This is a genomic window from Streptomyces sp. NPDC005955, assembly GCF_042871255.1.
In the GTDB taxonomy this organism is placed as follows: domain Bacteria; phylum Actinomycetota; class Actinomycetes; order Streptomycetales; family Streptomycetaceae; genus Streptomyces.
The window spans coordinates 28,111-52,205 of record NZ_JBIAIF010000017.1 but is presented as its reverse complement, the minus strand read 5'-3'; the positions used below and the strand labels follow the sequence as shown (position 1 = coordinate 52,205).

The 24,095-nt window shown below is 71.8% G+C and carries 24 protein-coding genes; 13 read left to right on the top strand and 11 right to left on the bottom strand.

Annotated elements, in window-relative coordinates; all coding sequences use genetic code 11:
* Positions 1–120: 120 nt before the first annotated feature.
* The 4 genes from ACFYOU_RS30105 to ACFYOU_RS30090 all read right to left on the bottom strand — a co-directional run bounded on the left by ACFYOU_RS30105 (position 121) and on the right by ACFYOU_RS30090 (position 2,768).
* A complete protein-coding gene (locus ACFYOU_RS30105) occupies positions 121–597 on the bottom strand; it encodes a MarR family winged helix-turn-helix transcriptional regulator (RefSeq protein ID WP_385492260.1) in 477 nt (158 codons plus the stop codon).
* A gap of 94 nt (positions 598–691) precedes the next feature.
* Complete coding sequence (locus ACFYOU_RS30100; RefSeq protein ID WP_391310050.1) at positions 692–1,483, bottom strand: AIM24 family protein; 792 nt, start codon at positions 1,481–1,483, stop codon at positions 692–694.
* On the bottom strand, positions 1,480–2,130 hold the full coding sequence (locus ACFYOU_RS30095) for an AIM24 family protein (protein ID WP_391310048.1): 651 nt from the start codon (positions 2,128–2,130) through the stop codon (positions 1,480–1,482). Before ACFYOU_RS30095 ends, ACFYOU_RS30100 begins: the two co-directional genes overlap by 4 nt.
* On the bottom strand, positions 2,130–2,768 hold the full coding sequence (locus ACFYOU_RS30090) for an AIM24 family protein (protein WP_385757739.1): 639 nt from the start codon (positions 2,766–2,768) through the stop codon (positions 2,130–2,132). The genes ACFYOU_RS30095 and ACFYOU_RS30090 overlap by 1 nt, the downstream gene beginning before the upstream one ends.
* 239 nt (positions 2,769–3,007) lie before the next feature.
* Here ACFYOU_RS30090 and ACFYOU_RS30085 point away from each other — a divergent pair, with 239 nt between their 5' ends.
* Positions 3,008–3,352 carry a DUF3817 domain-containing protein gene (locus ACFYOU_RS30085; RefSeq protein ID WP_389769373.1) on the top strand — a complete coding sequence of 115 codons (345 nt, stop codon included), beginning with the start codon at positions 3,008–3,010 and terminating at the stop codon, positions 3,350–3,352.
* Complete coding sequence (locus ACFYOU_RS30080; RefSeq protein ID WP_391310044.1) at positions 3,349–3,645, top strand: MTH1187 family thiamine-binding protein; 297 nt, start codon at positions 3,349–3,351, stop codon at positions 3,643–3,645. Before ACFYOU_RS30085 ends, ACFYOU_RS30080 begins: the two co-directional genes overlap by 4 nt.
* An 89-nt stretch (positions 3,646–3,734) precedes the next feature.
* On the opposite strand, the gene ACFYOU_RS30075 is transcribed toward ACFYOU_RS30080, so the two are convergent.
* Positions 3,735–3,956 (bottom strand): hypothetical protein, encoded by a 222-nt coding sequence (locus ACFYOU_RS30075; RefSeq protein WP_391310042.1) that lies wholly within the window; start codon positions 3,954–3,956, stop codon positions 3,735–3,737.
* A 142-nt stretch (positions 3,957–4,098) separates the two neighbouring features.
* Here ACFYOU_RS30075 and ACFYOU_RS30070 point away from each other — a divergent pair, with 142 nt between their 5' ends.
* Entirely contained in the window at positions 4,099–5,205 is a 1,107-nt protein-coding gene (locus ACFYOU_RS30070) for a helix-turn-helix domain-containing protein (protein WP_391310040.1), read from the top strand.
* A gap of 1 nt (position 5,206) precedes the next feature.
* Here ACFYOU_RS30070 and ACFYOU_RS30065 read toward each other — a convergent pair whose 3' ends face one another.
* On the bottom strand, positions 5,207–6,241 hold the full coding sequence (locus tag ACFYOU_RS30065; protein WP_391310180.1) for an aldo/keto reductase: 1,035 nt from the start codon (positions 6,239–6,241) through the stop codon (positions 5,207–5,209).
* A gap of 250 nt (positions 6,242–6,491) precedes the next feature.
* Between ACFYOU_RS30065 and ACFYOU_RS30060 the strand changes: the two genes are divergently transcribed.
* Positions 6,492–6,869 carry a hypothetical protein gene (locus ACFYOU_RS30060; RefSeq protein ID WP_391310038.1) on the top strand — a complete coding sequence of 126 codons (378 nt, stop codon included), beginning with the start codon at positions 6,492–6,494 and terminating at the stop codon, positions 6,867–6,869.
* Positions 6,870–6,929: 60 nt separating this feature from the next.
* Here the strand turns inward: ACFYOU_RS30060 and bla are convergent, their stop codons facing one another.
* Positions 6,930–7,898 (bottom strand): class A beta-lactamase, encoded by a 969-nt coding sequence (gene bla / locus ACFYOU_RS30055; protein ID WP_391310036.1) that lies wholly within the window; start codon positions 7,896–7,898, stop codon positions 6,930–6,932.
* A gap of 138 nt (positions 7,899–8,036) precedes the next feature.
* Positions 8,037–9,029 carry a DUF5937 family protein gene (locus ACFYOU_RS30050; protein WP_391310034.1) on the bottom strand — a complete coding sequence of 331 codons (993 nt, stop codon included), beginning with the start codon at positions 9,027–9,029 and terminating at the stop codon, positions 8,037–8,039.
* An 80-nt stretch (positions 9,030–9,109) separates the two neighbouring features.
* Here ACFYOU_RS30050 and ACFYOU_RS30045 point away from each other — a divergent pair, with 80 nt between their 5' ends.
* The 8 genes from ACFYOU_RS30045 (at position 9,110) to ACFYOU_RS30010 (ending at position 17,684) form a co-directional block, all read left to right on the top strand.
* Complete coding sequence (locus ACFYOU_RS30045; RefSeq protein WP_391310032.1) at positions 9,110–10,606, top strand: MFS transporter; 1,497 nt, start codon at positions 9,110–9,112, stop codon at positions 10,604–10,606.
* 9 nt (positions 10,607–10,615) lie between these two features.
* The gene (locus tag ACFYOU_RS30040; RefSeq protein WP_387007955.1) at positions 10,616–11,122 is read left to right on the top strand and encodes a MarR family winged helix-turn-helix transcriptional regulator; all 507 of its coding nucleotides are present in this window, start codon (positions 10,616–10,618) and stop codon (positions 11,120–11,122) included.
* A 124-nt stretch (positions 11,123–11,246) separates the two neighbouring features.
* A complete protein-coding gene (locus ACFYOU_RS30035) occupies positions 11,247–11,573 on the top strand; it encodes a DUF3817 domain-containing protein (protein WP_391310029.1) in 327 nt (108 codons plus the stop codon).
* A 94-nt stretch (positions 11,574–11,667) separates the two neighbouring features.
* Entirely contained in the window at positions 11,668–13,368 is a 1,701-nt protein-coding gene (locus ACFYOU_RS30030; RefSeq protein ID WP_391310027.1) for a methylmalonyl-CoA mutase family protein, read from the top strand.
* A gap of 90 nt (positions 13,369–13,458) precedes the next feature.
* Positions 13,459–14,433: a tetratricopeptide repeat protein gene (locus ACFYOU_RS30025; RefSeq protein ID WP_389769395.1), complete on the top strand. Its 975-nt coding sequence runs from the start codon at positions 13,459–13,461 to the stop codon at positions 14,431–14,433.
* Between the two features lie 739 nt (positions 14,434–15,172).
* Positions 15,173–15,790, top strand: a complete 618-nt coding sequence (locus tag ACFYOU_RS30020; RefSeq protein WP_389769398.1) for a DUF6230 family protein — start codon at positions 15,173–15,175, stop codon at positions 15,788–15,790.
* Between the two features lie 171 nt (positions 15,791–15,961).
* Complete coding sequence (locus ACFYOU_RS30015) at positions 15,962–16,408, top strand: DUF6114 domain-containing protein (RefSeq protein WP_391310024.1); 447 nt, start codon at positions 15,962–15,964, stop codon at positions 16,406–16,408.
* An 82-nt stretch (positions 16,409–16,490) separates the two neighbouring features.
* A complete protein-coding gene (locus ACFYOU_RS30010; protein ID WP_391310022.1) occupies positions 16,491–17,684 on the top strand; it encodes a hypothetical protein in 1,194 nt (397 codons plus the stop codon).
* A gap of 67 nt (positions 17,685–17,751) precedes the next feature.
* Here ACFYOU_RS30010 and pyk read toward each other — a convergent pair whose 3' ends face one another.
* From pyk to pta, 3 genes are all read right to left on the bottom strand, one after another.
* A complete protein-coding gene (pyk, locus tag ACFYOU_RS30005; protein ID WP_387007967.1) occupies positions 17,752–19,182 on the bottom strand; it encodes a pyruvate kinase in 1,431 nt (476 codons plus the stop codon).
* A gap of 150 nt (positions 19,183–19,332) precedes the next feature.
* Positions 19,333–20,592: an acetate/propionate family kinase gene (locus ACFYOU_RS30000; RefSeq protein WP_391310020.1), complete on the bottom strand. Its 1,260-nt coding sequence runs from the start codon at positions 20,590–20,592 to the stop codon at positions 19,333–19,335.
* Positions 20,589–22,730: a phosphate acetyltransferase gene (gene pta, locus ACFYOU_RS29995; protein WP_391310019.1), complete on the bottom strand. Its 2,142-nt coding sequence runs from the start codon at positions 22,728–22,730 to the stop codon at positions 20,589–20,591. Before pta ends, ACFYOU_RS30000 begins: the two co-directional genes overlap by 4 nt.
* 321 nt (positions 22,731–23,051) lie before the next feature.
* On the opposite strand from pta, the gene ACFYOU_RS29990 reads away from it, so the two are divergent.
* Entirely contained in the window at positions 23,052–24,077 is a 1,026-nt protein-coding gene (locus ACFYOU_RS29990; protein ID WP_385492317.1) for a 6-phosphofructokinase, read from the top strand.
* The last annotated feature ends 18 nt before the right edge of the window (positions 24,078–24,095 follow it).

Below are 24,095 nucleotides of genomic sequence, written 5' to 3'. Positions count from 1 at the left end.
GGGTCCGCGGTGCCGTGGGTCGGGGGTGGGTGCCCTCGGTCAGCGCGGGGAGCGGCCGACGCCCCCGGGCGGTGGCCCGGGGGGCGGGGACCGGGCTTGGCCCTCGCCCGGTCGGTGGGGTCAGAGCCTGCCGCGCTGGACGCGCAGGTGCTCCGCGATCGGGGTGAGCGACTTGTGGAGCGTTTCGAGGTCTTCCGGACCGATCAGGTCGATGAAGTGCCGTCGTACGGAGGCGACGTGGTGCGGTGCCACCTTGCGCATGGTCTCCAAGCCGTGCTCGGTGAGCACGGCGAACAGCCCCCGGCGATCGGACTCGCAGTGCTCGCGGCGCACCAGTTCCGCGTTCTCCATCCGCGTGATCTGGTGGGACAGTCTGCTCTTGGACTGGAGCGTGGACGCGGCGAGGTCGCTCATGCGCATCCGGTGCTCATCGGTCTCCGAGAGGTTGACGAGGATTTCGTAGTCGTTGATCGTCAGGCCGAACGGCTGGAGGTCCTTCTCCAATTGGTGCTGTAGCAGGCGGTTGACCTCCAGGTGGGTGCGCCAGGCGCTCTGCTCGGCGTCGGTCAGCCAGGGGGTAGCCGTCTCGGTCTCCATGAATCCTATTCTACCCTAAGAGGTTGAATTGTTAACGAACTTTGGGGGTGTGACTCTGCGCACGCGTTCGATGTCACACTCCGCAGACTACCGCTCACAGCCCGAAGCGACGTTGCAGGTCCCCGAGCTGTCCGGGAAGGCGCGGTACGCCCTGCCCGGGTGCGCCGTGGTTTCCGGGCACGCCCGCCTGGTGCGGCACCGCCCCCGTGTCCTGCTCCGCCATCAACCGCTCGCTGGACTGGAGCAGTACCGTACCCGCACCCACGAACTCGAACTGGTGCTCCTCCCCGGACGTCCCGCCGAGCCCCGTCAGCGCACGTAGACCGCCGATCACGCCGGTCATGTAGGCGTGGTCGTAGTGGTGGCACGGCGAGGGGCAGTCCGCCCAGCCCACCAGCGCCTGCGGATCGACGCGCAGCGGGGGTTCCATGAAGACCACCGGACCGTTCGAAGCGGCGACGAACTTGCCGGTCCCGATCAGCGTCAGGAACCCCGGAACGATCGATTGCTTGAGCGCGAGACTTGGCTGAAAAGCGAGCAGATTGCCCGAGCGTATCGTCAGGTTGCCGTCATCCAGGTCAAAAGAGTTGACGTCGAACGCCCGGTCGGCGAGCAGCAGCTTGCCCGTCCCCGCGGCCACCACCCAGTCACTGGCGTGCAGGGGGGAGTGGAACGAGGTGCGCACCAGCCGGTCGAGACGGCCGTGGCCGATCCCGTTGAACTCGATCGACCCGTAGTAGGCGATCATCTTGCCCTTCTGGAGGAACCACTCGCTGTGCGCGAGCTCCACGCAGAAGGTGTAACTGTCGACGTTGTCGTCCGACGGCAGGGTCGTGGGGTCGTGCACCACCGGTCCCGGCGCCCCGTACTTGCTCGGTGTGCTCACAGTTTCTCCTCCGACGCCTGGACGTACACCACGCCCTGGCCGCTCAGTTCGAGCTGGAACGCCTCGCCCGAACCCCGGCCCACCATGTCCCGCCAGCCCAGGGCCGTCGACAGCTTGTTGCGGAGCTCGCCGCGGTGCGCCACGTACGCCTGCGGGTCGACGTGCACCGGGCGCTGCGGGGTGACCGGCAGTTCGATCACTCCGCCGTGCGCCATGACGGCCACCGAACCGTGGCCCTGGAGCGTGGTGGTGAACAGGCCCTGCCCCGTCACCTGGCCGCGCACCATGCCCATGACCCCGCCCTGCGCACCGAGGAACATCGTGCCCTGCTGGAGCGTCCCGTCGAAGGCCAGCAACCGGTCCGCCTCCACGTACAGGGTGTCCCCGGTCAGGGGGATCACCTGGACGTGGTGGCCGCCGTGCCCGAACAGGACCGTCCCGTTGCCCTCGACGGTCATCAGCGGGGTCGACTCCCCCGCGACGCGGCGCCCGATCATCGAGGTCAGCCCGCCCTGACCGCCCTGGACGTTGGGCGTGAACGTCACGTCGCCCCGGTAGGCGAGCATCGCCCCGCGCTGGCTGAACAGCCGCTGCCCGGACACCACGGTCGCCTCGATCATCTTCGAGTTGATCTCACGGAACGGCATCAGACGTCCCCTCCGACCGTGTTGCGCTCGCTGGGCTGCACGTACACCAGTCCGTCGCCCTCGAAGCGGATCTGGAACGCCTCGCCGCCGCCCTCCCCGATGAGCGTGCGGAAGGTCACCCCCGCCTGGAAGGTCTGCCGCAGGTCGCCCTGGTGGGCCACGTACGCGCCCGGGTCCACCGACAGCGGGTACTGCGGGGTCACCCGCAGCACGACGGCCGGACCGTCCGAGGTCAGTGCGGCCTGCCCGGTGCCCTCCACGGTCGTGGTGAACAGACCGCCGCCCTGGGTCGCGCCGCGCAGCCCGGTGAAGGTGGTCCCGGTGCGCAGCCCGGCGTCGGTGGCGAGCAGGTTGCTCGCCTCCACGTACAGCTTGTCGCCGTGCAGCTGCACCAGGTTGATCTCGCTCGCCCGGTCGGCGAACCAGCAGGTGCCCTGGCCCTTCACCTCCATCACGGTGAGCTGCTCGCCGGTGAGGCGGCGGGTGACCATCCCGCGCAGCCCCTCACCGCCGCCGCTCATCTTCTTGAAGCTCACCTGGCCGTCGTACGCGACCATCGAGCCGTTCTTCGCCCTGACCGTGTCGCCGGACATGTCGACGGCGAGCACTTTGCTCCCTTGGAGCCGGAACGTTGCCACCCTGCGACGGTAACCGGACCCCGGTGCCGGGGCACAGGGCCCCCGGGCGAGCGGCACCGGCTCGTGACACCGGTGCCGGCATCCGGTGCGCGACTGTGACGCATCCGTCGTTCCCGGCGGGCACCCCGGGCTGGGGCCGCGCCGACCCCGATGCCACAATGGGGACGCTTGTGCACACGTTCACAAAGCGTGCGGAGCCGATCCGTACTCCTCCCGAAGCCCGAAGGTGACCCTCCCCCGTGGACATCAAGACCGCATCCGCACTCCGCCGCCTGCGCCTGGTCTCGGCGCCCGAGGCCATCTCGTTCCTGCTGCTGCTCGTCTGCTCGGTCCTCAAGCGGACGACCGACTTCAATGCGGTGCCCGCCATGGGCATGATCCACGGTCTGCTGTTCGTCGTGTACGTGGTCTTCTGGCTGGACGCCTGGAACCGCACCAAGTGGTCGCTGGGCACCGCCGCCCTGTACTTCGTGCTGTCGGTCCTGCCCTTCGGCGGGTTCGTCGCGGAGCGGCGCCTCAAGAACGAGGCCGAGGCCGAGGTCATCGCGGCGCGCGCCCGCCGCGAGGGGGTCGTCCAGGCATGATCGTCGCCTTCTCCGTCACCCCGCTCGGCGTCGGCGAGGACGTGGGGGAGTACGTCGCCGACGCCGTCCGGGTCGTCCGCGAGTCCGGGCTTCCGAACCGTACGGACGCGATGTTCACCTCCGTCGAAGGTGAGTGGGACGAGGTCATGGACGTCGTCAAGCGGGCCGTCGCCGCGGTGGAGGCGCGCGCTCCGCGGGTCTCGCTGGTGCTCAAGGCGGACCTCCGCCCCGGGGTCGGCGACGGCCTCACCTCCAAGGTCGAGACCGTCGAACGGTTCCTCGCCGACGGCTGAGCCCTCCGTACCGCACGCTCTTCGTGACGGCCGCCCCTGGACCGGGGGCGGCCGTCACGCGTACGGGCACGCTGTCGCCACGCCCGCGCCTACGCCCGCGCCGCGCACCGGGGGCACGCACAGGTCGGCCAGACCGAGGTGAGTATCGGCGCCGGTTTCGTCGACGCGTACACGCCCTGGGGGTCGCCCCAGGTCCGGCCGCCGTCACGGGACACCCGGAGGGTCAACAGGGGGCGTTCGCCGGGGGGCGGCTGCTGGGGGTCGGGGGGACTGCCGGGCGGGGGGCCGTGGCGCACGGGGTCGGTCGTCATGTCTGCTACCTCCGCCATCGTTTCGGTACACCCCACCCTCGGCGGTTCAACAGGCGCCGGGTAGTGGCATCCCTAGGGGCAAGTGGCCCTGCTGCGCGGGAGCTTGCGCTGTTCAGCGGTGCCGCGGGGGCATCATGGCCCCATGTCCATCGGGGAACTCATCGCAGACCTCCGCAAGGCTCGCGGCTGGTCGCAGGGGCGACTGGCATCCGCTGTCAACGGCGCCTTCGGAACGAACCTGGATCGGGAGTACATCAGCCGTTGGGAACGTTCCAAAGTCACACCGGGGCCCTACTACCTCCGGTGTCTGTCGGCCGTCCTGGACGTTCCCCTAGCCGTGCTTGAGGGTGAAGTGAAGCGCCGTACGTTCCTGACCGATGTGGCGGCGACCGCCATAGCCCCCGCCGTGGCCTCCGACCTGCTCAGTGCGGGGTTCGCCGCGCGACTGACCGACGGGCCTTCGGCGGACGGCTGGGAAGCGAAGCTGGCCACGTACGGGACCGAGTACATGAGCCTGGGAGCCGCCGACATCCAGCGTCGCGTGACGGGCGAGCTGGTCGTGGTGCAGCAGCAACTGGACACGCCTCAGCTGTGGTCCGTCGCCGCGCGGCTCATGACGCTCTACGCCAAGACGTTCCCCGGCTCCGACGGCTCCAGGGCCGTGAACTGGTACCGCGCGGCAGCTCGGGCGGCCGACGAGTCGGGCGACGACCACACCCGGGTGTGGGTACGGGGGCGGGCGGCGATCGCCCTGGGGTACGAGGGGGCGTCCCTCGGCATCGCCGACGTGTTGGCCGACCAGGCGATGGCGATCAGCGACAAGCCCTCGCTCGGGCTGCTGAACGCGACCATGGGGAAGGCGCACGCCGCGGCCGTCCGGGGAGATCGTGCGACCGCGCGACAGCTCATGCGCCAGGGGCGCCGGGTGTTCGACGCGGTGGCCTCCGCCGAACAGACCTCCGACTACGCCGTGCCCTGGTGGCGCATGAACGTCTTCGTCTCGTTGCTCGCGGCTCGCCTCGGGGACGAGGACGCGGCGGTCCGGGCGCAGGACGCCGCGCGACGGGAGCTGCCGGCCGTCCTGCCCCGCTTCGCCACGCACCTCGAACTGCACCGGGGGCTGATGCTCGCGCGCTCCGGGGACCGGACGGGCGGCGTGGCGTACGCCCGCACGGCCCTGGACGGACTCCCGCGCGAGAAGCACTCGCTGACGCTGCGCCTCCTCATGGCCGAGGTGGAGCGCAGCTGACTCAGGAGGCCCGGCGGGCGGGGCGTGAGCGTTCCTGAGGGCGGGCGAGCACGTCGTAGGGGTGCGGCAACGGACGCTCGCTCGCCGCCGTCAGGCGCGCTTCCTGCTCCGGGGTCAGCTGCCAGCCGCTCGCCCCGAGGTTGTCCGTCAGCTGCTCCAGGGTGCGCGCCCCCACGATCGGTGCCGTGACGCCCGGGCGTTGCAGCAGCCAGCGCAGCGCCACCTGGGCCGGGGTGCGCTCCGTCTCGTCGGCGACGGCGAGCACCGCGTCCACGACCCGCCACGTCTCCTCGGTGTCCCGGTCCCGCCAGCTCTCCCGGCCCTGCTGTTCCTGGACGGCGGCCTCGCGCGAACCCGCGGGCGCCGCGGTCATGCCGCGCCGGTACTTGCCCGAGAGCCAGCCGCCCTGGAGGGGGCTCCAGGGGATGACTCCGACGCCCTCCGCCGCACTCTGCGGCAGCAACTCCCACTCCAGCTCCCGCGCCAGCAGGTTGTAGAGCGGCTGGAGGCAGACGAACGGCTCCCAGCGGTGGAACCGCGCCACGTCGAGTGCCTTCTGTAGTTGCGACGGCGTCACACTGCTCGCGCCCAGATAGCGCACCTTGCCGTCCCGGACGAGGGTGTCCAGCGTCGAGAGGGTCTCCTCGATCGGCGTCTCCACGTCCCACATGTGCGTCTGGTACAGGTCGATGTAGTCCGTGCCGAGGCGACGCAGGCTGCCCTCCACCGCGGCCAGGACGTGCTTGCGGCTCAGGCCCGAATCGTTTCCGCCGCCCTCGCCCAACGACCCGAACACCTTGGTGGCGATGACGAGCTCGTCGCGGTTGCCGCGGGCCCCCAGCCAGCGGCCCAGGACCTCCTCGGAGGCGCCCTGCCCGTAGATGTCCGCCGTGTCGATGAAGGTGCCGCCCACCTCGGTGAACGCGTCCAGCATGCGGTGCGACGCCCCCTCGTCCGCACTGCTGCCGAACGTCATGGTGCCCAGGCACAGTTCGCTGACGCGCAGCCCCGTCCCGCCCAGGAACCGCTGCTCCAACTGCTGTCGCTGCCCCACGGATCGTGCCCCGTTCCCTCGTCGGCCCATGGGGTCACTCAAGACGCGAAGTCGGAGCGGGGCAAGGCAATTTCACGGGGCCGGGCGGCGTCCCCGCAGGAGCGCACCCCCGTTCGGCGGGGGAGGGGTTCGGGCCTCGTGGTACACCGGAGGGATCAACCGCCAGACGAGTCAGGGGGGTTCACCGATGGGTGTGCCGGCGACCGGGAGTGTGTTACCGAGCGACACGAAGGTGCTGACCATCGGGTTGCACCCGAGTGCGATCGACTACAGCCAACTGCCCGACGGGATCGACGAGGCACAGCTCACCGCGCGGATCGCCCTCGGGCACGCGGCGCTGCGGGAGGCCGGGTTCGACGTCGTGAGCTGTCTGATCGGCACCTCGGCGGACGACGCCGAGGCGAGCGTGCGCAGGGCACTCGGTGAGCACGCCGTCGGCCTGGCGATGATCGGGGCCGGCGTGCGGGCGCTCCCCGAGCACACCCTGCTGTTCGAGCGGCTGGTCAACGTCCTCGTCGAAGCGGCGCCCGGCATCCGGCTGTGCTTCAACACCGCGCCGGAGAACACCGTCGACGCGCTTGACCGCTGGGTCGCCCGGCCGCAGCCGTGACGGACGCCGTCCGCGGTGCGGCCCCGCAGGAGCGCACCGCGGACGGTCACCCCGCGCCCGTCAGCCCAGGGTCTTCGCCAACAGTTCGGCCGTCGACGCGATCAGCGGGTCCACGGCCGGGGCCGCCTCCGTGAAGCGGGTGCTCAGCACCACGAGCAGCACCGGCGTGCCGTCCGGGGTCCAGGCCACGCCCGCGTCGTTGTTGGTGCCGTACCTCCCGCCGCCCGTCTTGTCGGCCAGCGTCCAGTCGGCGGGCAGCCCCTTGCGGAAGCGGGTCCCGCTGGTGGTGTTCCGCAGCATCCAGTCGGTCAGGCGGGCGCGGTCCGCACCGGCCAGCGCGTTGCCGAGGACCAGCCGGGCGTAGGTCGCCCCGATGGCCGCCGGGGTGGTGGTGTCGGTGACCCGGTCGGGTTCCGCCGAGTTCAGTTCGGGCTCCCACCGGTCGAGCCGGGTCACCCGGTCGCCGAGCGAACGACAGAACCGGGTGATCGCGGTCGGGCCGCCCAACTCGCGCAGCAGCAGATTGGCCGCGAAGTTGTCGCTGTACCGGATGGTCGCGTCGCACAGTTCGGCGATGGTGATGCCGTGGTCGATGTGCACCTGGTCGTCGGTGACCGGCGAGTGCGGGATCTTCTCGACCTCCTCGGCGGTGTAGAAGAGCCGTTTGCCCAGGAACTCGCCGTCGCGGTCCAGGTCGCGCAGGACGGCGGCCGCGGCGAGGGTCTTGAAGACCGAGCAGATCGGGAACAGGGTGCCGGCCCGGTGGCGGACGGTCTGGCCGGTCGCCATGTTGCGGGCGAAGACCCCTAGTTCGGCGTCGTGCTGCTGTTCCAGTGCGCGCAGTTCCCGGCCGATCCCGGACGCGCGCCCCCGCGACGCCGCCCGGGCGGTTCCCGGGGCGCCGACCACGCTCAGCGCGGCCAGCCCGGCGCCCGCACCGAGCACCGCCCGGCGTCGGGTGCCCGACTCCCCGGAGCCGCTGCGTATGTCCTGGTGTCCCCGTACGTCCTGGTGTCCCCGTGCCGTCATGGGCCTCCCCTTCGGTGGGCCGCCGGAGCGTCTTCCGGCGGAACGTCCCACCCCATCACAGGTGGGCCGCCGCAACGGGGTGGCTCGGGTGGCGTGTTGCCCACGACCGGGAGCCTTCATGTCCCCGCCCGCCCCGGGTCACTCGCCGCCGGACAGCAGGGCCATGCCCAGCGGGGTCCGCTCGTACAGCACCCGGTGGCCGTACCGGCGGGCGGTGAGCAGGCCGGCGTCCCGCAGCGCGGTCAGATGGGCGGACACCGAGGACGGGGCGAGGCCCAGCCGCTGGGCCAGTGCCGTGGTGCTCGCCGACTCGTCCAGCGCGGCCAGCACCGCGGCCCGGTTCGCCCCCAGCAGCCGGGCCAGCGCCGCGTGCCCCCGCTCCGGCGCCGCCGGGTCGCCGCTCCACAGTCCGCCGATGCCCCGCACCGGGTAGACCAGGGTGGGTTGCCAGGGCGGTTCGTGGCCGCCGATCACGTCCGGCCAGGAGAACACGCTCGGCATCAGCACCAACCCCCGGCCGTCCAGCTGCCGTTCGTGCTCGCCGTGGAAGGCCACGGTGAGGGTGGTGTCCGCCCACGCCATCCGCCGGTCCAACTCGCCGAGTAGCGCGCCCAGTCCGATGTCCGCGAGCCGCCGGGAGTGGTAGGCGACGTCCGCTTCCAGCAGGGCGCGCAATCGGGGCCAGTCCGGCTCCACCAGGACCTGCCAGGCCCGTTCCAACAGGTCCGCCACGTCCCGAACCGCGCGGGCGGGGTCCGCCAACAACGTCCGGCCGAGGACGGTGTCCGCCGCGCCCGGGGTGTGGCCCAGGGCCGTCACCATCTCCGCGCGGGCGGCGTCCGGATCGGCGGCGCGCACGGCGGCGATCTCCTCGGCGAACGAGGCGGCCGGGCCGATCGGCGGCGGGCCCAACCAGTCGGGGCTGTGCCCGCGGTGCGGCATCAGCAGCCAGATCGGGGCGAGGTCGAGCGGCTGGCCCGTCTCCTCGATCCGCCGCAGCCAGCGCGGGTGGTAGCCGTGCCGGTCCGGGCGCCGCAGGGTGCGGACCGCCTCCTGCGTCTCCCAGAGCGGGGAGATGGCGAACCGGGACGCCAGCAGGTCGTCCGGGGTGAAGTACAGACGCATCGGCACGGGGCCTCCCGGACGGCGGTGGATTCGGCTGGGGGCGAATCAGTATGCCGGGCCCCGAGGGGGGCCCAGGGTGGCTTCCCATGACGGAGGAACCGCAGGGACATGAGGGAGGGGCGGCGGGGACGGAGGAACTCCCCGCCGCCGGGACGGTGCCCGGCCGCGATGGTGATGGTGATGGTGTCCGTGAGGGCGAGGGCGAGGGTGGGGGTGGGGGTGGGCGTGACGGTTACCGGGACGTCTTCCGGGTGGTGGAGTTCCGCTGGATCTTCACCGCGCACCTGTTCTCGCTGCTCGGCGTCGTCGTCAGCGAGATCGCCCTGACCGTGCTCGTGTACCGGCTGACCGGCTCGCCGTTCCTCAGCGCGCTGGCCTTCGCGCTCGGCATGCTGCCGTACCTCGTCGGCGGCACCCTGCTGGCCGGGATCGCCGACCGGTACCCGGCGCGGCGGGTGCTCGTCGTCTGCGACCTGGTGTGCGCGGGGTGCGCGGCGCTGATGGCGCTGCCGCTGACCCCGGTCGCCGGGCTGCTGGCGCTGCGCTGCGCCATCGCGCTGGTCGCGCCGGTCTTCAACGGCACCCGGATGGCGACCCTCGCCGACGTCCTCGGCCCGGGCGACCGCTTCGTGCTGGGGCGTTCGCTGCTGCGGATCGTCTCGCAGAGCGCGGTCCTCGTCGGCTTCGGTCTGGGCGGGCTGTTGCTGACCGTGGTGTCCCCGCGGGGCGCCCTGGTGATCACCCTGGGGACGTTCCTGCTGTCGGCGGTGCTGTTGCGGTGCGGAACCCGGCGGCGGCCGGCCCGCCAAGCGCCGGACGGGGAGGCGTCGGACGGTGAGACGCCGGACGGGGGATCGCTGGCCCGGTACTCGCTGAACGGGGTCCGTGCGGTCCTCGCCCACCGCAGGCTGCGCGCCCTGCTGCTGTTCCTGTGGGTGCCGCCGATGTTCGTGGTCGTCCCGGAGGCGCTGGCCGCCGCGTACGCGGACCAGATCGGGGCGGGGACCGCCGTGGTGGGACTGCTGATGTGCGCGATGCCGGTGGGCACCGTCCTCGCGGAGCTCTGGGTGGGCGCCGCGCTCCGGCCGCGCACCCGGGAGCGGATCGCCCTCCCGCTCGGCGCCCTGCTGTTGCTGCCGCTGACCGGGTACGTCCTGGTCCCGGGGCCCGGCTGGGCGGTGCTCCTGCTGTTCCTGGGCGGGGCGGGCTTCGCCTACACCCTGGGCGCCGACCGGTGGTTCGTGGACGCGGTGCCCCCGGGGCTGCGGGGCCGGGCGATGACGGTGCACACGGCCGGACTGATGACCGTCCAGGGCGTGGGCATGGTGCTCGCGGGCGCCGCCGCGGAGGTGTTCGCGGTCAGTACGGTGGTCGCGGGGGCGGGGGTGCTCGGCACGGTGGTGTGCGTGCTGCTGGCGGTCGAGGTCCGGCGCACCGCGGCCGGCGGACCGGTGTCGGCGCCCGGGTCCGGGGGGGCCGTCCGCACCGTGATCCCGGGCGGGCGCGGGGCCGGATTCCCGTGCGGCCGGGGGCTCCGGACCGAAGGGCGAGACGGGGCTGACCGGCATATGACCGGCCGGTAGGGTCGGATCGTGCCGAAGCCACTGAGTCTCGCCTTCGATCCGATCGCCCGCGCCGATGAGCTCTGGAAGCAGCGCTGGGGCAGCGTCCCCTCGATGGCCGCGATCACCTCGATCATGCGCGCGCACCAGATCCTGCTGGGCGAGGTCGACGCGGTCGTCAAGCCGTACGGACTGACCTTCGCCCGCTACGAGGCGCTGGTGCTGCTCACCTTCTCCAAGGCGGGCGAGCTGCCGATGTCGAAGATCGGCGAGCGGCTGATGGTCCACCCGACCTCGGTCACCAACACCGTGGACCGGCTGGTGCGCTCCGGGCTGGTGGAGAAGCGGCCCAACCCGAACGACGGTCGGGGCACCCTCGCCTCCATCACCGACAAGGGCCGCGAAGTGGTGGAGGCGGCGACGCGGGACCTGATGGCGATGGACTTCGGGCTCGGCGCCTACGACGCGGAGGAGTGCGGGGAGATCTTCGCGATGCTGCGCCCGCTGCGCGCCGCCGCCCGGGACTTCGAAGGCTGAGCAGGACCGGGGCAGCGGTGAGCGGGGCGAGGGGGCGAGCGGGCGAGGTGTGAGGGGCGAGCGGGGCCGGGGTGAGGGGTGACCCGCTCGACGATCGGACATCTGCGCTCGTTACGCTCGGGCCATGAAGCAAACCGTGCTGACGCGCTACCGGGTGATGGCGTACATCACCGCCATCTGGCTGCTGGTGTTCACCGTGGCGATCATCCTGAAGTACGGCTTCGAGACCGGCGACACCATGGTCATCTCGCAGATCCACGGTCTGCTGTTCATCGTCTACGTGGTCTTCGCCTTCGACCTCGGCTCCAAGGCGAAGTGGCCGTTCGGCAAGTTGCTGTGGGTGCTCCTCGTCGGCTGCATCCCGTTCGCCTCGTTCTTCGTCGAGCCGAAGATCAGCCGGGAGACCCGTGCGCTGATCACGGACCGTGCGCCGGAGCCCGTCAAGGCGTGACCGCCGGGGCCGCGCGCCCCTCCCGCCGGAGTCCGGAGCGGACTCCGGCGGTTTCCCATCGACATTTACTAGGACGTCCTAGTAAATTCGAAGCATGGACGCTGACGCGATCGAGGAGGGCCGCCGACGCTGGCAGGCCCGGTACGACGCCGCCCACAAGCGCGACGCCGACTTCACCACGCTCTCCGGCGATCCGGTCGAGCCCGTCTACGGCCCCCGGCCCGGCGACACCTATGCGGGCTTCGAGCGGATCGGCTGGCCCGGGGAGTACCCCTTCACCCGTGGCCTGCACCCGACCGGCTACCGGGGCCGCACCTGGACCATCCGCCAGTTCGCCGGCTTCGGCAACGCCGAGCAGACCAACGAGCGGTACAAGATGATCCTCGCGGCGGGCGGCGGCGGCCTCTCCGTCGCCTTCGACATGCCCACCCTCATGGGACGCGACTCCGACGACGGGCGCTCGCTCGGCGAGGTCGGCCACTGCGGGGTCGCCATCGACTCCGCCGCCGACATGGAGGTCCTGTTCCGGGACATCCCGCTCGGTGACGTCACCACCTCGATGACCATCAGCGGACCGGCCGTCCCCGCCTTCTGCATGTACCTGGTCGCCGCCGAACGCCAGGGCGTCGACCCCGCCGTCCTCAACGGCACCCTCCAGACCGACATCTTCAAGGAGTACATCGCCCAGAAGGAGTGGCTCTTCCCGCCCGAGCCGCACCTGAGGCTGATCGGTGACCTGATGGAGCACTGTGCGCGGCACATCCCCGCGTACAAGCCGCTCTCGGTCTCCGGATACCACATCCGCGAGGCCGGGTCGACGGCCGCGCAGGAACTGGCGTACACCCTCGCCGACGGCTTCGGGTACGTGGAACTGGGCCTGTCGCGCGGACTCGACGTCGACACCTTCGCCCCCGGGCTCTCCTTCTTCTTCGACGCGCACCTCGACTTCTTCGAGGAGATCGCCAAGTTCCGCGCCGCCCGTCGGATCTGGGCCCGCTGGATGCGCGACGTGTACGGGGCCCGCACCGCCAAGGCGCAGTGGCTGCGGTTCCACACCCAGACGGCCGGGGTGTCGCTCACCGCCCAGCAGCCCTACAACAACGTCGTCCGCACCGCCGTGGAAGCCCTCGCCGCGGTGCTCGGCGGCACCAACTCGCTGCACACCAACGCCCTCGACGAGACCCTGGCGCTCCCCTCCGAGCAGGCCGCCGAGATCGCCCTGCGCACCCAACAGGTGCTGATGGAGGAGATCGGCGTCGCCAACGTCGCCGACCCGCTCGGCGGCTCCTGGTACGTCGAGCAGCTCACCGACCGGATCGAGGCGGACGCCGAACGGATCTTCGAACAGATCGAGGAGCGCGGCCGGCGGGCCCGCCCCGACGGCCGGCACCCCATCGGGCCGATCACCTCCGGCATCCTGCGCGGCATCGAGGACGGCTGGTTCACCGGGGAGATCGCCGAGTCCGCGTTCCGCTACCAGCAGTCCCTGGAGAAGGGCGACAAGCGCGTGGTCGGCGTCAACGTCCACCACGGCTCCGTCACCGGCGACCTGGAGATCCTGCGGGTCAGCCACGAGGTGGAACGCGAACAGGTGCGGGCCCTCGCCGACCGCAAGGCCGGGCGCGACGGCGCACGGGTGCGCACCGCACTGGACGCGATGGTCGCCGCGGGCCGGCGCGGGGACAACATGATCGAGCCGATGTTGGAGGCGGTGCGGGCGGAGGCGACCCTGGGGGAGATCTGCGACGTGCTGCGCGTCGAATGGGGCGTCTACACCGAGCCGCCCGGTTTCTGACCCCCGGGCCGCGGGGGTCGACGGACCCCTGCGTCACACCGTGGTGACACCGCTTTTCGCTGAGCCGCGCCCAGGGGGGAGGATGTACCCATGCAGCCACGGAACATGTCCATGAGCGGGGTCGTCGACCTCGGAGCGGTCAAGGCCGCCCAGGAGGCCAAGGCGAAGGCGGAGCAGGCCCGGGCCGAAGCGGCCCGGCAGGGCGGCGGCGGGGCCGTCGGCCCGTCCGCCCTCGTGATCGACGTCGACGAGGCCGGTTTCGAGAGCGAGGTGCTCCAGCGCTCCGCCGAGGTGCCCGTCGTCATCGACTTCTGGGCCGAGTGGTGCGAGCCGTGCAAGCAGCTCGGTCCGCTCCTCGAACGGCTGGCCGTCGAGTACAACGGCCGCTTCCTCCTCGCCAAGATCGACGTCGACGCCAACCAGATGTTGATGCAGCAGTTCGGTATCCAGGGCATCCCGGCGGTCTTCGCCGTGGTCGCCGGGCAGGCGCTGCCGCTCTTCCAGGGCGCGGCCCCCGAGGCCCAGATCCGCCAGACGCTCGACCAGCTGGTGCAGGTCGCCGAAGAGCGCTTCGGCCTGACCGGGCTCACCATCGACGCGGACGCCGGCGCCCCGGAGTCCGCCGCGCAGCCCCAGGCCCCGGCCGGACCGTACGACGCGGTCCTCGAAGCCGCCGCGCGCGCCCTCGACTCGGGCGATCTCGGCGGTGCGGTGCAGGCGTACAAGAACGTGCTGACCGAGGACCCCGGGCACCCGGAGGCGAAGCTGGGCCTCGCCCAGGCGGAGCTGCTCCAGCGGGTGCAGGGCGTCGACCCGCAGGCCGTCCGGCGGGACGCCGCGGACCGCCCCGCCGATCCGGCCGCGCAGATCGCCGCCGCCGACCTCGACCTGGTCGGCGGTCACGTGGAGGACGCGTTCGGGCGGCTGGTCGACGCGGTGCGCCGCACGGCGGGCGACGACCGCGAGGCGCTGCGGCTGCGGCTGCTGGAGCTGTTCGAGGTGGTCGGCGCCGACGATCCGCGGGTGGCCGCCGCGCGCAGGACGCTGGCCCGGGCGCTCTTCTAGCCCCCTTCCGGGCACCCCCTTCCCGCCCGGCTCCCCCTTCTCGCCCCTTCTCCTCCTTTCTCCTCCTTTCCCGTCCCGTCCCGCCCCGTTCTCCCGACTCCGTTCCGTTCGCCCCCGTGCCGGTTCCGGCGGGGGCGAACGGGGTTTTCGAAAACAAGTTCGCAAACTCGCGATCTTCGCGAAATCTTCACAACAGCGACCCACGGTCACTGCACATGCGTCCCGGTCGGCCTTCTGCCCCGTTTCGTCCTTGGCGGAAGTGACGCGTGAGGCTCGTGTGGCGACCCTGTGTAGCGGGGTCGTGTCGCACGGTCGCGAATCGATAGCCCTTCGATTACCAGTCGGTAACGAAGCCCTTGTGCGTACGGCCCGGATACACCACCATCGGCGACGCTCGGTCCATTCCCTCAGCGCCCGGCGGCCAGCCCGGGACCGGGACCCTGGGTTCCCCCGAGCGGTCGGTGACCCGTGGCCTTCCCGCGTCAACAGGGGCCCAGGGGGTACCGGCCCGGGACAGGGGGGTCTTCGCCGACCGGCGGAGCCTGTCCGGTTGTCGCGCGTGACCTGTCGGGCGCGACCTGTGGTCGTCGCCCGGGGGTGATCGCCCGCGCTTCGGGCGCGTACCGAGGGCGGGCGCTCTCCTCACCGGCGACGTGACACGTCTCCCAACCCTGCCCGACCGAGCCGCCGCGAGGGGCCGGTCGACGCCGGAGATGGATGTCCGAGGAGGAGGAAAGTCATGGAGTCCGTGGCTCGTGGCGGTACCAGATGGAAGCGGTTCGCCGTGGTCATGGTGCCGAGCGTCGCGGCGTCCGCCGCGATCGGCGTCGCCCTGTCGCAGGGTGCGCTGGCGGCGTCGTTCAGTGTGTCGGGGCAGCAGTTCAAGATGACCGCCAACCGGCTCGACGGCACCGGGTACGTCCAGTACAACGCAGTGGACAGCGGTGAGTCGGGGAACCACGCGGTGTCCGTGATCGGGTTGGAGGACGCGGTCATCACGGACCTGTGCCAGTCCGTGGTGGTCCCCATCGGGCTGTTCGGCGACGTGACGCTGAAGCTCTCCGCAGGTCGGCCCGGTGATCCGGAGGTCGTGGCCAACAAGCTCTACATCGACACCGACGAGCTCCAGGCCAACGCCACCTTCCGGGAGATCGACATGGGCGTCTCGGTCGACGACACCACCAAGGGGCCCGGGCCGTCGCCGGGCGACCGGTACGAGCCCGGCTCCTTCGCCCAGCAGGCCGATTCGGTCGTCTTCACCGATCTGCGGCAGCGCGCCCGGGCGACCAGCGCGGGCACCTTCAAACTGTCCGGCATGGCGATGAAGGTGCAGAGGGGCAAGCACGAGTGCTTCTGATGTTCCTGAGTGACCACCGCCCGGTGCCCGTCAGGCGCCGGGCGCCGTGACCGGGCGGCCCCGGGGTCGCCGCCGGCCCCCGACCCGGGCCGGCCCCCGGGCGTCCGGCCGCCGCGCGCCCGAGCACCCCCGCACCGAGAACCGCCCGCGCTACCCGAGGAGCTGTACGACATGAGTGCCGAAGCGCACGAAGGGCTGGGCGACCGGGCCCACGGCTGGCGGCGGTCGTTCAGGCACTGGCGCGGTCAATGCCCCTTCTGGGCCGGCGTGTTGACCCTGTTGGGCGGCCTGCCGATCATGTACTTCCCGTACGCCAACCTCACGTTCGGCACCGTGACCATCCGGATGGCCACCACCGCGGGCGCCGGCTCGCTGATCATCGGCGTCCTCCTGATCGTGCTGGGTCTGACCATGTGGTTCCAGAAGCACTCCCGGATCTTCGCGGGCGTGGCGGCGATCCTGCTGGCCCTGGTCTCGCTGGTGGTCTCCAACTTCGGCGGCTTCGTGGCGGGGTACGCACTCGCCCTGGTCGGCGGAGCGATGGCGATCGCCTGGGCCCCGGGCGCACCCGTCGCGGTCCCGGAGCCGGGGCCGGACGGGCACCGCCGTGCCGGCTGAGGGGACGCCCTGCCCGTCGGACGCCGACCCGCCCCGTGGCCCGCGGCCGGGACCCCGTCACGCGGCCCCCAGGAAACCGCTGTTGACCCGGTGGCAGGTGCCCGCCGGGAAGGCGATCGCGATCGCGGCGATGCCGACCGCCGTCCTGATGGGCCTGGGGATGACCCCGACGCTCGCCCAGGCCCGCCCCGCCGTCCCCGACAACCCCTTCCAGGACGGACCCTGCGTCGCCGCTCCGGAGGGGCCGACCGGGGACGACGGGGCGGTGGAGGGTGCCGCGGCCCCGACCGCCGGGCAGCCGGCCACCGGGCGCCCGGCCATCGGGCGGCCGGACGGGGCGCGGCACGCCGTGGACCGTCCCGCAGCCTCCGACGACCCCGACGACGACCGTGACGACGACCGTGACGACGACCGCCCGGACGACCGTGACGACGACCGTGCCGACCGTTCCGGCGACCGGGTCGAGCGGTTCCCCGTCCCGGCCCGCTCCCGACCGCCGTTGGAACCGTTGAACCCCTCGGGCCCGCTGGTGGTCCTGGACTCGCTGGGCGTGGGCGAGGCGGTCCGTGATCTGCTCGCCCCGTCCGGACGGCAACCGCCCGCGCCCGCCGCGACGGCATCGGCCTCCGGGTCGGCGCCGGGTGACGGCGTAGGGCGGTCCCCCGGCCCCCGCGCGGTCCCGACCGCACGCGAAGGGACGCTACGGACCCCGCGCCGGGACCCGACCGGCACCGCGCCCCCGCAGCCGTCTGCACCGGACGCGCAGCCGTCCGCACCGGACGCCGAGGGCAAGGTGCCGTTCCCCTGTGCCGTGGAGAAGCGGTCCGACGGCACGCCCGAGCAGCCCGCCGCCCCGATCCCCGGGCAGCCCTGGCTCCTGCAAGCCAGCTCCCTCTTCCTGCGCGGGCTCACCTACCACGGCGTGGTGAACCTGACGATGCCGGACGGACGCACCAAACAGGCCCTCAAGTTCACCGCGGACGACGGCGTCGACATCGGCGACCTGCACCAGAGCGTGACCGACGCCGACGGCCGGACGTACCACCTGCGGGCGGCCCGGGGCTCCGTGTCCACCCTGCGCGGGGGACGCGTGACGATGTACACCGAGCGCCTCGAAGGCCGACTGTTCGGGACGATCCCGATCGTCTTCGACCCGGAGCACCCGCCGCCGCTGGACCTGCCCGCCGCGTACTTCACCCGGGTCCGGATGGTGCAGGCCGGTCAGTTCGGCGGCGACCTGACCGTCCCGGGCCTGCGCCAGTCCGTCACCGAATGACGTCCGCAACGCCTTCAGGGGCGCCCCGGGAAGGGGCGCCCCTGAAGGCGTGCTACCTGCGGCAGAACTAGTCGCGCTCGCCGTTGCCCAGGTGGTGGACCCGGACCATGTTGGTGGTGCCGGGCACCCCGGGGGGCGAGCCGGCGGTGATGACGACGGTGTCGCCCTCCTGGAAGCGCTTCAGCTGCACGATCTCGGCGTCCACCAGGCCGACCATCTCGTCGGTGGTGTTGACGTGCGGGACCACGTTGGCGTCGACGCCCCAGCTGAGCGCCAGCTGGTTGCGGGTCGACTCGTCGGTGGTGAAGGCGACGATCGGCTGCGCGGCGCGGTAGCGGGAGAGCCGGCGGGCGGTGTCACCGGACTGGGTGAAGGCGATCAGGCCCTTGGCGCCGAGGAAGTCGGCGATCTCGCAGGCGGCACGGGCCACCGAACCGCCCTGGGTCCGGGGCTTCTTGCCCGGCACCAGCGGCTGGAGACCCTTGGAGAGCAACTCCTCCTCGGCCGCGACGACGATCTTCGACATCGTCTTCACGGTCTCGATCGGATAGGCGCCGACCGAGGACTCGGCGGACAGCATCACCGCGTCGGCACCGTCCAGGATCGCATTGGCGACGTCGGACGCCTCGGCGCGGGTGGGACGGGAGTTGGTGATCATCGACTCCATCATCTGGGTCGCCACGACCACCGGTTTGGCGTTGCGGCGGCAAAGCTCGATGAGCCGCTTCTGCACCATCGGGACCTTCTCCAGCGGGTACTCGACGGCCAGGTCACCGCGGGCGACCATCACCCCGTCGAACGCCGCCACCACGGCCTCCATGTTGGCCACCGCCTGGGGCTTCTCCACCTTGGCGATGACGGGGACGCGACGCCCCTCCTCGTCCATGACCTTGTGCACGTCGTCGACGTCGGCGGCGTCCCGCACGAAGGACAGGGCGACCAGGTCGCAGCCCATCCGCAGGGCGAAGCGCAGGTCGTCGATGTCCTTCTCGGACAGCGCCGGGACGTTCACGGCCGCGCCGGGCAGGTTGATGCCCTTGTGGTCGGAGATGACACCGCCCTCGATGACGATCGTCCGCACCTCGGGGCCCTCGATCCCGGTCACCCGGAGTTCGACGTTGCCGTCGTTGATGAGGATCGGGTCGCCGATGCGGCAGTCCCCGGGCAGTCCCTTGTACGTGGTGCCGCAGATGGACTTGTCGCCGGGCACGTCCTCGGTGGTGATGGTGAACTCGTCGCCGCGCACCAGCTCGACCGGACCCTCGGCGAAGGTCTCCAGCCGGATCTTCGGTCCCTGGAGGTCCGCGAGGACACCGATGGCCTGACCGGTCTCCCGAGCGGCGTCGCGCACGCGCTCGTACCGGGCCCGGTGCTCCTCGTGGGAGCCGTGGCTCATGTTGAAGCGGGCCACGTTCATCCCGGCCTCGATCAGCGACTTCAGCTGCTCGAACGAGTCGACGGCGGGGCCCAGGGTACAGACGATCTTGGAACGGCGCATGAGGCTCATCCTATCGGTTTGTTTCAATGCGGAATATTCCGCCTGGTGGAAGCTACAAATGGGCGGGCGTCTGCTCAGGTGTGTTGATACGTGTCCACTCCACGAAGGGCGGGGTGGACGCGAGCCGGAGCGTACGTCCCGGCCGCGCACTCAGCCCCGCACCAGTGCGTACGTCTGCGTGGCGATCTCCAACTCCTCGTCCGTCGGCACCACCGCGACCGCCACCCGCGCGTGCGCCGCCGAGATCAGCCGCGGCTCCCCGCTGCGCACGGCGTTCAGGTCGCCGTCCACGACCAGACCCAGCTCCTCCAGACCGGCCACCGCCGCCTCCCGCACCGGTGCCGCGTTCTCCCCGACCCCGGCTGTGAACACCACCGCGTCCACCCGGCCCAGCACCGCGTAGTAGGCGCCGATGTACTTCTTCAGCCGGTGCACGTAGACGTCGAACGCCAGCCGGGCCGCCCCGTCGCCCTCGTCGATCCGCCGCCGGATCTCCCGCATGTCGTTGTCACCGCACAGCCCCACCAGCCCGCTGCGCTTGTTCAGCAGCGCGTCCACCTCGTCGACGTCCATGCCCGCGACGCGCTTCAGGTGGAACACCACCGCCGGGTCCACGTCACCCGACCGGGTACCCATCACCAGCCCCTCCAAGGGGGTCAGTCCCATGGACGTCTCCACGCACACCCCGCCGCGCACCGCCGACGCCGAAGCGCCGTTGCCCAGGTGCAGCACGATCACATTGACCTCGGACGGGTCCTTGCCGAGCAGGGCGGCCGTGCGCCGCGACACGTACGCGTGCGAGGTGCCGTGGAAGCCGTAGCGCCGGATGCGGTGGGCGTCGGCGGTCGCCACGTCGATCGCGTAGCGGGCCGCCGCCTCCGGCATCGTCGTGTGGAACGCCGTGTCGAAGACCGCGACCTGCGGCAGGTCCGGACGCAGCTCCCGAGCGGTCCGGATGCCGGTCAGGTTCGCCGGGTTGTGCAGCGGCGCCACCGGGATCAGCCGCTCGATCTCCGCGATGACCGCGTCGTCGATCACCGTCGGCTCGGTGAAGTGCTTGCCGCCGTGCACCACCCGGTGCCCGATCGCCGCCAACTGGGGCGAGTCGAGCCCCAGCCCGTCGGCCGCCAACTCCTCGGCCACCGCCTTCAGCGCCGCCGTGTGGTCCGCCATCGGCTCCGTACGCTCCCGGGGCTCCGCCGCACCGTCCGTGAGCGGCGAGTGGACCAGCCGGGAGCCCCGCTCGCCGATCCGCTCCACCAGCCCGGAGGCCAGCCGCGAGCTGTCCTGCATGTCCAGGAGCTGGTACTTCAGCGAGGACGAGCCGGAGTTGAGGACGAGGACGCGGTGCGGGGTGAGGGGTGCGATCACGGGAGGGGAACCTTCTGCTGCGGGGGAGGGGGAGGTCATACGGAGGCGGAGGCGGGGTCGCCGGCGGGAGCGGGGTCGGCGGTCGGGGGCGCGGGCGGCCGGACGGCGGTCGCGCCCTGCGCCTGGATCGCCGTGATGGCCACCGTGTTGACGATGTCCTGCACCAGGGCCCCGCGCGACAGGTCGTTCACCGGCTTGCGCAGCCCCTGGAGCACCGGCCCGACCGCGATCGCGCCCGCCGAGCGCTGCACGGCCTTGTACGTGTTGTTGCCGGTGTTGAGGTCCGGGAAGATCAGCACGCTCGCCTGCCCCGCCACCGGGGACTGGGGCAGCTTGGTCGCCGCCACCGACGGCTCCACCGCCGCGTCGTACTGGATCGGGCCCTCGATCCGCAGGTCGGGGCGCTGCTCCCGGACCAGTGCGGTCGCCTCGCGGACCTTGTCCACGTCGGCGCCGGTACCGGAGGTGCCCGTCGAGTACGAGAGCATCGCGATCCGCGGGTCCACCCCGAACTGCTCCGCCGTCGCCGCCGACTGGATCGCGATGTCCGCGAGCTGCTCCGCGTTCGGGTCCGGATTGACCGCGCAGTCCCCGTACACGAGGACCTCGTCGGCCAGGCACATGAAGAACACCGACGACACGATCTCGGCGCCCGGGCTGGTCTTGATGATCTCGAACGCGGGTCGGATCGTCGCCGCCGTCGAGTGCACCGAACCGGACACCATGCCGTCCGCCAGACCCTCCTGGACCATCAGCGTGCCGAAGTAGTTCACGTCCGCGACCACGTCGTACGCCAGCTCCAGGCTCACCCCGCGGTGCGCCCGCAACTCGGCGTAGCGCGCGGCGAACCGGTCCCGCAGTTCCGAGGTCTGCGGGTCGACGAGATCCGCGTCACCGAGGTCCACGCCCAGGTCGGCGGCCTTCTTGCGGATCGCCTCCACATCGCCCAGCAGCGTCAGGTCGCACACCCCGCGGCGCATCAGCACGTCCGCCGCCCGCAGCACCCGCTCCTCGGTGCCCTCCGGCAGCACGACCCGGCGCCGGTCGGAGCGCGCCTGCTCCAACAGCTTGTGCTCGAACATCATCGGCGTGACCCGGGTGCTGCTCGGCGCCGAGACCCGGGTCATCAGCTCCGCGGTGTCGACGTACCGCTCGAACAGGCCGAGCGCGGTCTCCGCCTTCCTCGGCGTGGCCGCGTTCAGCTTGCCCTCCAGCCCGAACAGCTCGGCCGCCGTGGGGAAGCTGTTGCCGGGCACCGAGATCACCGGGGTCCCCGGGGCCAGCCGGGCCGCCAGGGTGAGGATCTGCTCCGGCGGGCGCTCGCCGAGGGTGAGCAGCACGCCCGCGATGGGCGGCGCCCCGGAGCTGTGCGCGGCGAGCGCACCGATGACCAGGTCCGCGCGGTCCCCGGGCGTGACGACCAGGCACCCCGGGGTCAGGGCGGGCAGGAAGTTCGGCAGCATCGCCCCGCCGATGACGAAATCGAGGGCGTCCCGGGCGAGACCGGAGTCATCGCCGAGCAGAACCGTTCCGCCGAGTGCAGCGGTGACCTGGGCGACGGTCGGCGCCGCCAGCGCGGGTTCGTCCGGCAGCACCCAGCAGGGCACGGGCAGCCGGGCCGCCAACCGCTCGTGCACGGCCTCGCGGTCCTTCGGGTCGACCCGGTTCACCACCAGCGCGAGCACGTCGCAGCCCAGTGCCTCGTACGCGCGGTACGCATTGCGGGCCTCGGCGCGCACCGACTCGGCGTTCTGGCCTCGGCCGCCGACCACCGGCAGCACCGACGCCCCGAACTCGTTCGCGAGCCGTGCGTTCAGCGCCAGTTCGTCGGGCAATTGGGTCGCGGCGAAGTCGGTGCCCAGCACGAGGACGACCTCGTACTCCTCGGCCACCTGGTGGAACCGCGCCACCATCCGGGACACCAGTTCGTCGGTGCCCTGCTCGGCCTGGATCGTGGACGCCTCGTGGTAGTCCATCCCGTACGCGGTCGACGGGTCCTGGCTGAGCCGGTACCGGGCCCTGAGCAGGTCGTACAACCGGTCCGGTCCGTCGTGCACGAGGGGGCGGAACACGCCCACCCGGTCGACCTGGCGGGTCAGGAGCTCCATCACCCCCAGCTCGACGACCTGGCGGCCGTCGCCCCGGTCGATCCCGGTCACGTACACGCTGCGCGTCACGCGTGCCCTCCGTTTCGTCGCCGCGCCAGCTTTCGCGTGCGTCCGATTCGTGATCGTTCGGGCGCGGTCCGTGTGTGGTTCGTAGTCCCCTCTTGACAATACCTGTGCGTGTCGTTAAGACGCCCGCCGGAGTCCGGGGCCGGGAGGCGGGTGGCCCGGGCCGTGACCGCTGGGACGCCGGAGGTTCTGGTGGTCCCCGATATCACGTCTTCGGTCTGGACCAATGTGGTGGGAGTACCGGCGGGAGGGGTGCCCGGTGTGCCACCGTGGAAGAATCAGGCGGGCTCAACAGGACCAGCAGCGAGCAGGAGACAGAGCACGATGCGCATCGGAGTACTCACGGCGGGCGGCGACTGCCCCGGCCTGAACGCAGTGATCCGTTCGGTCGTGCACCGGGCCGTCACCCACCACGGCGACGAGGTGATCGGCTTCGAGGACGGCTACGCCGGCCTGCTCGACGGCCGCTACCGCCCCCTCGACCTGAACGCCGTCAGCGGCATCCTCGCCCGCGGCGGCACCATCCTCGGCTCCTCGCGGCTGGAGCGGGACCGCTTCCGCGCCGCCTGCGAGAACATCCGGGCGCTCGCCACCGAGATCGGCTTCGACGTCCTCATCCCGATCGGCGGCGAGGGCACGCTGACCGCCGCCCGGATGCTCGCGGACGCGGGCCTCCCGGTCGTCGGCGTCCCCAAGACGATCGACAACGACATCTCGTCCACCGACCGCACCTTCGGCTTCGACACGGCCGTCGGCGTCGCCAGCGAGGCGATGGACCGGCTGAAGACCACCGCCGAGTCGCACCAGCGGGTGATGGTCGTCGAGGTCATGGGGCGCCACGCCGGCTGGATCGCCCTGGAGTCCGGCATGGCCGCCGGCGCGCACGGCATCTGTCTGCCGGAACGCCCCTTCGACCCGGCCGACTTGGTCGCGCTGGTCGAGGAGCGGTTCGCCCGGGGCAAGAAGTTCGCCGTCATCTGCGTCGCCGAGGGCGCACACCCCGCAGAGGGCACGATGAACTACCAGAAGGGCGAGATCGACCAGTTCGGGCACGAGCGGTTCCAGGGCATCGGCACGGCGCTCGCCTTCGAGCTCCAGGAGCGCCTGGGCAAGGAGGCCAAGCCGGTCATCCTCGGGCACGTCCAGCGGGGCGGTACGCCGACCGCGTACGACAGGGTGCTCGCCACGCGGTTCGGTTGGCACGCGGTGGAGGCGGCGCACCGGGGTGACTTCGGCAGGATGACCGCGTTGCGCGGTACGGATGTCGTCATGGTTCCCCTGGCCGACGCGGTCACCGAACTCAAGACGGTCCCGAAGGACCGCATGGACGAGGCGGAGTCCGTCTTCTAACGGTGCGCTGTCCCGTGC